At 76.5% G+C, this 9,082-nt stretch carries 1 protein-coding gene; it reads right to left on the bottom strand.

All coding sequences use genetic code 11. The annotated features are described in order from the left end of the window. Positions 1 to 8,997: type I polyketide synthase (locus tag ABTY15_RS36170; protein WP_350605328.1), on the bottom strand; the 8,997-nt coding region annotated here is incomplete at its 3' end. Between the last annotated feature and the right edge of the window lie 85 nt (positions 8,998 to 9,082).

Here is a 9,082-nt window from a genome sequence, read left to right as displayed (position 1 = left end):
CACACCCGCCAACCGGGCGAAGATCCGCCCGTCCAGCACCTCCGGCAGGTCGACCAGGCCACCCCAACGCTCCGGATGCTCCAAGGCCACCACCCGGCCCAGACCCCACACCTGCGCCTGCACCGGATCCGCCACCCGCTCCGAACGACCCGTGGCCACCGCACCCCGCGTCACACACCACAACGGCGCATCGACACCGGCATCGCCCAGCGCCTGGACGAGCAGGGTGGTGAGCAGCAGGCCGGTCGACACGCCGTCGGTCCGGCGCTCGTCGAGGGCGAGCAGCGACAGGACGCCTGCGACGGCTGCGCCGTCGGCGACGCGCTGTCCGAGGAGTTCGGTCAGACCCGAACGGTCGGTGCGGGCGGCGTCCAGCTCGATCGGGCGAACGTCCACGCCGCGCTCGGTGAGGGCCTGCACCGTGCCGAGCACGGCGGTGTCCTCGGCCGAGCCGGCCGGGACGGCGAGCAGCCAGACGCCGGCGGTCAGCGCGGTGGCGGCCTCGCCGATCGGCTTCCAGGTGGCGCGGTAGCGCCAGGCGTCGGTGGTGGCCTGCTCGCGGGTCCGGCGGCGCCAGGCGGAGAGGGCCGGGAGCACCGAGCTGAGGGGCTGGTCGCCGCTGAGGTCGAGGGTGCTGGAGAGCGCGTCGAGGTCGCCGGTGTCGACGGCTTCCCAGAAGCGGGCGTCGACGGCGTCGACCGCGGCCGCGGCGGGCGCGGGGGCGGCCAGGTTCTCCAGCCAGTACCACTGGCGCTGGAAGGCGTAGGTGGGCAGGTCGACGCGCTGGTTGCCGCGGCCGGCGAAGACGGCAGGCCAGTCGACGGCGGTCCCGCGCAGGTGCAGCAGGGTGAGGGCGGTGGTGAGGGTGCGGGTCTCCGGGCGTCCGGCGCGCAGGGCCGGGGTGAAGAGGGCGTCCTCGGTGACGCAGTCCTGGCCCATCCCGGAGAGCACCCCGTCGGGGCCCAGTTCCAGGTAGGTGCGGACGCCCCGGCCATCGAGGACGGAGACGGCGTCGGCGAAGCGGACGGCCTCGCGGACGTGCCGCACCCAGTACTCGGGGTCGGTCAGCTCGGTCGAGGCGAGTGCGCCGGTGAGGGTGGAGACGATCGGAATCCGCGGGAATTCGTAGGTGATCTCCTCGGCGACGGCGCGGAAGTCGTCCAGCATGCCGTCCATCAGCGGGGAGTGGAAGGCGTGGCTGACGGTCAGGCGCTTGGTGCGGCGGCCCGCCAGGCCGGCGACCACGGCCTGGACGGCGTCCTCGGCACCGGAGATCACCACGGAGGTCGGGCCGTTGACCGCGGCGATGCCGACGCCCTCGGTCAGCAGCGGCAGCACCTCCTCCTCGGTGGCCTGCACCGCGACCATCGCACCGCCGCGCGGCAGCGCCTGCATCAGCCGGCCGCGCGCGGCGACCAGCCGGGCCGCGTCCGCGAGCGAGAACACCCCGGCGACGTGGGCCGCGGCCAGCTCGCCGATCGAGTGGCCGGCCAGGTAGTCCGGGCGGACCCCCCAGGACTCGAGGAGGCGGAACAGCGCCACCTCGACGGCGAACAGCGCCGGCTGGGTGCAGCCGGTCTCGCCGATCAGTGCCTCGTCAGCGATCGCCTCGCGCAGCGGGCGGTCCAGGTGGCGGTCGAGCTCGGTGCAGACCGCGTCGAAGGCCGCCGCGAAGGCGGGGTGGGCGGCCGTCAGCTCCGCGGCCATGCCGGCCCGCTGGCTGCCCTGCCCGGTGAACAGGAAGGCGGTGCGGCCGGCGGTGACGGTGCCCTGCAGGACGTCGGCGTTCGACTCGCCGGCGGCCAGGGCCGCGAGGCCCGCCAGCAGGTCGGCGCGGCCCTCGGCGATGACGGCGGCCCGGTGCTCCAGGGCGGCGCGGCCGGTGGCGAGCGAGAGGGCGATGTCGCCGTCGGTCGCCTCCGCGGGCGTGCCGGCGGTGCGGTCCAGGTGGGTCAGCAGGGCGCGGGCCTGCTCGCGCAGCGCGTCCTCGCTCTTCGCGGAGAGCACCCACGGCTGGACGGCCGGGGCCTGGTCGGCGGGCTTCCGGGTGCGGACGGCGGCCGGGGCCTGCTCCACGATGGTGTGGGCGTTGGTGCCGCTGAAGCCGAACGAGGAGATGCCGGCGCGGCGCGGACGGCCGGTCTCCGGCCAGGGGCGGGCCTCGGTGAGCAGTTCGACCGCGCCGGACGCCCAGTCGACGTTGGGCGAGGGCTCGTCGAGGTGGAGGCTCTGCGGCAGCGTCCCGTGCTGCATCGCCATGACCATCTTGATGATGCCGGCGACGCCGGCGGCGGCCTGGGTGTGGCCGATGTTGGACTTGAGGGAGCCGAGCCAGAGCGGCCGGTCGTCGGTGTGGTCCTGGCCGTAGGTGGCGAGCAGGGCCTGGGCCTCGATCGGGTCGCCGAGGGTGGTGCCGGTGCCGTGCGCCTCGACGGCGTCCACGTCGGCGGCGGTCAGGCCGGCGTCGGCGAGGGCCTGGCGGATCACCCGCTGCTGGGAGGGGCCGTTGGGGGCGGTGAGGCCGTTGGAGGCACCGTCCTGGTTGATCGCCGAGCCGCGGACGACCGCCAGCACCGGGTGGCCGTTGCGCTGCGCGTCGGAGAGCCGCTCGACGAGGAGCATGCCCGCGCCCTCGGACCAGCTGGTGCCGTCGGCGGCGGCGGAGAAGGACTTGGAGCGGCCGTCCCGGGCGAGGCCGCGCTGGCGGCTGAAGTCGACGAACGCCTCGGGCGTGGCCATGACGGTGACACCGCCGGCCAGGGCCATCGTGCACTCGCCCTGGCGTAGCGCCTGGACGGCGAGGTGCAGCGCGACCAGCGAGGAGGAGCAGGCGGTGTCGACGGTGACGGCCGGCCCTTCGAGGCCGAAGGTGTAGGAGACGCGGCCGGAGGCGATGCTGCCGGAGGTGCCGGTGCCGAGGTAGCCCTCGACGCCCTCGGGGACGGCGCCGAGCCGGGTCGCGTAGTCGTGGTACATGACGCCGGCGAAGACGCCGGTGCGGCTGCCGCGCAGCGTCGCCGGGTCGATGCCGGCCCGCTCGAACGCCTCCCAGGAGGTCTCCAGCAGCAGGCGCTGCTGCGGGTCCATGGCGAGCGCCTCGCGCGGCGAGATCCCGAAGAACGCGGCGTCGAACAGGCCGGCGCCGTGCAGGAAGCCGCCCTGGTCGGCGTACGAGGTGCCGGGGTGGTCCGGGTCGGGGTCGAAGAGGTGGTCGAGGTCCCAGCCGCGGCCGGACGGGAACGCGGAGACGGCGTCGACGCCGCCGGTGACGAGCTGCCACAGCTCCTCGGGCGAGGAGACGCCGCCGGGGTAGCGGCAGGCCATGCCGACGATGGCGATCGGCTCGTCGTCGCGGCGGGCGGGGGCGGCCGCGGGAAGGGCGGGCTGTTCCGCGGCGCCGGCGATCTCGGTGCGCAGGTGGGCGGCGAGCGCGGCGGGGGTCGGGTGGTCGAAGATCAGCGTGGGCGGCAGGCGCAGCCCGGTGGCGGCGTGCAGCTCGTTGCGCAGTTCGACGGAGGTCAGCGAGTCGAAGCCGAGCTCGTTGAAGGCCCGGTCGGCGTCGATGGTGTCGGAGGACGCGTGGCCGAGCACGGCGGCGACCCGCACGCGCAGCAGTTCGAGGAGTTCGCGGTCGAGTTCGGCGTCGGAGAGGCCGGCCAGGCGGCGCATCAGGTCCGTGCCGCCGGAGCGGCCGGCGCGGGCGGTCCGCCGGGTGGGTGTGCGGACGAGGCCGCGCAGCTGGGCGGGGAGGGTGCCGGCGGCGGCCTGGGCGCGCAGCGCGGCGAGGTCCAGGCGCATCGGGACGAGCACCGGTTCGGCGGTCGCGGTGGCGGTGTCGAAGAGGGCGAGGCCCTCGTCGTCGGCGAGGCCGGTCAGGCCGCTGCGGGCGAGGCGCTGCAGGTCGGCGCTGTCGAGACCGGCGGCCATCCCGCCGTCGGCCCACGGGCCCCAGGCGAGGGAGGTGGCGGGCAGGCCGGTGGCGCGACGGTGCTCGGCGAGGGCGTCGAGGACGGCGTTGGCGGCCGCGTAGTTGGCCTGGCCGAGGCCGCCGAGCACACCGGCGTTGGAGGAGAAGAGGACGAAGGCGGTGAGCGGCTGGTCGGCGGTCAGCTCGTGGAGGTGGAGGGCGGCGTCGGCCTTGGGCCGCAGGACGGTGTCGAGGCGCTCGGGGGTGAGGGCGTCGAGGACGCCGTCGTCGAGGACGCCCGCAGTGTGGACGACGCCGGTGAGCCGGTGTCCGGCGAGTGCGGCGGCGAGGGCTGCGCGGTCGGAGACGTCGCAGGCGGTGACGGTGGCCTCGGCGCCGTGCTCGGCGAGGTCGGCGAGGAGTTCGGCGGTGCCGGGGGCGTCGGCGCCGCGGCGGGAGAGCAGCAGCAGGCTGCGGACGCCGTGCTCGGCCGCCAGGTGGCGGGCGACCAGGGTGCCGAGGGCACCGGAGGCGCCGGTGACCACGACGGTGCCGTCGGGGCCGAACGCGGGGGCGGCGCCGGCCCCGGCCGGGTCGGCGGCGCTACGCGCCCGGGCGAGCCGGGGGACGTGCACCGCGCCCTCGCGGACCGCGAGTTCGGGTTCGCCGGAGGCGAGGGCCCCGGCCAGGACCTCGCCGGGGACGCCGTGCGCGTCGAGGTCCAGCAGGACGAGCCGGTCGGGGTGCTCCAGCTGGGCGGAGCGGATCAGGCCGCGGACGGCGGCGCGGGCGAGGGCGCCGGGGCCGTCGGCCGTGCCGCCGGTCGTGAGGACGAGGCGGGCGGAGCCGAGGCGGTCGTCGGCGAGCCACTGTCGGGTCGCGTCGAGTGCCCGGTGCAGGGCGGCGCGGAGGGCGGCCGGGTCGTCCGGCTGCTCGGCGTCGACGGGGCCGACGGGCAGGAACACCGCGTCGGGGGCGGTGCGGCCGGCCTCGACGGCGGCGGTGAGGGCGGCCGGGTCGGGGTACCGCTCGGCACCGAGGGCGGCGAGCTCGGGGGTGGCGGCGCCGAGGACGGCCCAGCGCCCGGTGGTGGCGGCGGAGACCGGCAGGGCCGTCCACTCGACACGGAACAGTGCGTCGCTGCGGGCGGCGCGGGCGGCGTCGAGCTGCTCGGCGGAGATCTCGCGCAGTGCCAGGGACCGCACCGACAGGACGGGCTGCCCGGTGGCGTCGGCCGCTTCCAGGGCGACCTCGCCGCGGCCGAGGACGGTGGCGCGCAGGCGCAGCGCGGTGGCGCCGGCGGCGTGCAGGGTGACGCCGTGCCAGGAGAACGGCAGGCCGCCGCGGACGGCGTCGTCGGCGGTGTCCGCGCCGAGGGCGTGCAGGGCGGCGTCGAGCAGGGCGGGGTGCAGGCCGTAGCGGTCGGCGTCGTCGAGGGCGGGCTCGGGCAGGTCGATCTCGGCGAGGATCTCGGTGCCGCGCAGCCAGACGGCGCGCAGGCCCTGGAAGGCCGGTCCGTAGCCGAAGCCCGCGTCGGTGAGCCGGGCGCGGACGTCCTGGATGTCGACGGGCCGGGCGTCGGCGGGGGGCCAGGCGGCGAGGTCGGGTCCGGCCGGGTCGGCGGCGGGGGCGAGCAGGCCGCCGGCGTGGCGGGTCCAGGGCTCGTCGGCGTCGGCGTGCTCGGGCCGCGAGTGCAGGGAGAGGGTGCGGCTGCCGGTCCGGTCGGCGCCGCCGACCACGATCTGCAGGTGGACGCCACCCTGGTCGGGCAGCAGCAGCGGCGCCTCCAGGGTGAGTTCCTCGACGAGGCCGCAGCCGGCCTGTTCGGCGGCGCGGACGGCGAGTTCGACGAAGGCGGTGCCGGGGAGCAGGACGCTGCCCTGCACGGCGTGGTCGGCCAGCCAGGGGTGGGTGTCGAGGGCGATCCGTCCGGTGAACAGGATGCCGTCGCCGTCGGCGAGCGCGACGGCGGCGCCGAGCAGGGGGTGGTCGACGGCGCCGAGGCCGACGGCGGTGACGTCACCGCCGTCGGAGCCGGGAGCGAGCCAGAAGCGCTCCTGCTGGAAGGCGTAGGTGGGCAGGTCGACGCGGCGCGCGCCCTGCCCGGCGAAGACGGCGTCCCAGTCGGGGGCGGCGCCCCGGATGTGGGCCTGGCCGAGTGCGGCGGTCGCGGTGTGCACCTCGGGGCGGTCGCCGCGCAGCAGCGGGACGAACACGGCGGCGTCCGGGTCGGCGAGGCAGTCCGGGCCCGTCGCGGAGAGCACCCCCTCGGGGCCGAGCTCCAGGTAGGTGGTGACGCCCTGGGCCTCCAGGGCCCGGACGGCGTCGCAGTAGCGGACGGCCTCGCGGACGTGGCGCACCCAGTACTCGGGGTCGCCGATCTCCTCAGCGGTGACGGTCCGGCCGGTGAGGGTGGAGACGAGCGGGATCTTGGGTGCGGCGTACGAGACGGCCTGGGCGCAGCGGCGGAACTCCGCCAGCACGGCGTCCATGTGCGGCGAGTGGAAGGCGTGGCTGACCGTCAGGCGGCGGGTCTTGCGGCCCTGCTCGGCCCAGTGGGCGGCGACGGCGAGGACGGCGTCCTCGTCGCCGGCGACGACGACGGAGGCGGGGCCGTTGACCGCGGCGACGGTGACGGCGGCCTCGCGGCCGGCGAGGGTGGTGCGGATCTCGTCCTCGGTGGCCTGGACGGCGGCCATGGCGCCGCCGGCCGGCAGTGCCTCCATCAGGCGGCCGCGGGCGGCGACCAGCAGGGCGGCGTCGGCGAGGGTGAGCACGCCGGCGGCGTGCGCGGCCGCGAACTCGCCGATGGAGTGTCCGGCGACGGCGTCGGGACGCAGGCCCCAGGACTCGACGAGCCGGTGGAGGGCGACCTCGACGGCGAACAGGGCGGGCTGGGTGTAGGCGGTGCGGTGCAGCAGCGCGGCCTCGGGGGTGCCCTCGGCGGCGAACAGCACCTCGCGCAGCGGCCGTTCGAGCTGGAGGTCGAGGTGGCCGGCGGCCTCGTCGAGGGCGCGGGCGAAGACCGGGTACGTCTCGTAGAGTTCGCGGCCCATGGCGAGCCGCTGGCTGCCCTGGCCCGTGAAGAGGAAGGCGGTGCGCCCTGGGGCGGTGCTGCCCTGGAGCAGGCCGGGGGCGCCGAGGCCGTCGGCGAGGGCGTCCAGGGCGCGCCGGAAGCCGTCCCGCTCGCCGGCGACCACGACGGCGCGGTGCTCGAAGGCGGTGCGGGTGGTGGCGAGGGAGTGGCCGAGGTCGGCGAGGCGGTGCTCGGGGTGCGCGTCGAGGTGAGCGGTGAGCCGGCGGGCCTGCGCGCGCAGCGCCTCCGGGGTCCGGGCGGAGAGCACCCAGGGCAGCGCCGCGGGCGCGCGGGTGGCGGGTTCGGCGGCCGGGATCTCCGAGGTCGCCGGGGCCTGTTCGAGGACGGCGTGGGCGTTGGTGCCGCTGAAACCGAAGGAGGAGACGGCGGCCCGGCGGGGGCGGCCGGTCTCCGGCCAGGGGCGGGCCTCGGTGAGCAGCTCGACCGCGCCGGACGCCCAGTCGACGTGCGGGGACGGCTCGTTGACGTGCAGGGTCCGCGGCAGGACGCCGTGGCGCATCGCCATGACGGTCTTGATGATGCCGCCGATGCCTGCGGCGGCCTGGGTGTGGCCGATGTTGGACTTGAGGGAGCCGAGCCAGAGCGGCCGGTCGGCCTCGCGGTCCTGGCCGTAGGTGGCGAGCAGCGCCTGGGCCTCGATCGGGTCGCCGAGGGTGGTGCCGGTGCCGTGCGCCTCGACGGCGTCCACGTCGGCGGCGGTCAGGCCGGCATCGGCGAGGGCCTGGCGGATGACGCGCTGCTGGGATGGGCCGTTCGGGGCGGTCAGGCCGTTGGAGGCACCGTCCTGGTTGATCGCGGTGCCACGGACGACCGCCAGCACCGGGTGGCCGTTGCGCTGCGCGTCGGAGAGCCGCTCGACGAGGAGCATGCCGACGCCCTCGCCCCAGGCGGTGCCGTCGGCGGCCTCGGCGAAGGGCTTGCAGCGGCCGTCCGGTGCCAGGCCCCGCTGGCGGCTGAAGGCGACGAAGGAGCCCGGTCCGGCCATCACGGCCGCGCCGCCGGCCAGCGCGACGCCGCACTCGCCGCGGCGCAGCGACTGCACAGCCAGGTGGAGGGCGACCAGCGAGGAGGAGCAGGCGGTGTCGACGGTGACGGCCGGGCCCTGGAAGCCGAAGGTGTAGGAGATCCGGCCGGAGGCGACGCTGGCGGCGTTGCCGGTGACGAGGTAGCCCTCCATGCCGTCAGCGGCCTCGTGCAGCCGGGGACCGTACTCCTGGGCCTCGGCGCCGATGAAGACGCCGGTGCGGGACTCGCGCAGGCCGGTCGGGTCGATGCCGGCGCGTTCGAACGCCTCCCAGGCGGTCTCCAGCAGCAGGCGCTGCTGCGGGTCCATGGCGAGCGCCTCGCGCGGCGAGATGGTGAAGAAGCCGGGGTCGAACTCGTCGGCGTCGTGCAGGAAGCCGCCCTCGCGCGCGTACGAGGTGCCGGCCCGGTCGGGGTCGTCGTCGAAGAGGCCGGCGAGGTCCCAGCCGCGGCCGGTCGGGAACGGGGAGACGGCGTCGACCTCGTCGGCGACCAGCTGCCACAGCTGTTCGGGGCTGCGGGCGCCGCCGGGGAAGCGGCAGGCCATCGCCACGATGGCGATGGGCTCGTCGTCGGCGGCGCCGACGGAGGCCGGCAGCGGCTCCGACTCGGCGGCCAGGCCGAGCAGTTCGGCACGCAGGTGGCGGGCGAGCGAGGCCGGGGTCGGGTGGTCGAACACCAGGGTGACCGGCAGCCGCAGCCCGGTGGCGGCGGTGAGCCTGCTGTGCAGGTCCACGGCGGCGAGCGAGTCGAAGCCCAGTTCCAGGAAGGGCCGGTCGGCGTCGACGGCGGCGCCGGAGCGGCCGCGCAGCGCCTCCCTGGCGCGGTCCAGGACGAGGCTCAGGACGGTCCGCTGCTGCTCGGCCTCGGAGGAGTCGGCGAGCCGCGCGCGCCAGGACGAGAAGCCGTCCGAATTTTCGACATCCGCGCCGGCCGGCTCCGGAATGAATTCCTCGGACTGGTTCATCATCGCGCGCTCCACTACCCGGCTGACGGTATCAAACACCGTTGGCCAGCGTGGCACGGGATTGCGCCGCCGGATAACCCCTTACGGG

It is taken from the genome of Kitasatospora sp. NPDC097643 (assembly GCF_040302625.1).
Classification (GTDB): Bacteria; Actinomycetota; Actinomycetes; order Streptomycetales; family Streptomycetaceae; genus Kitasatospora.
This window is presented reverse-complemented; position numbering and strand designations above follow the sequence as displayed.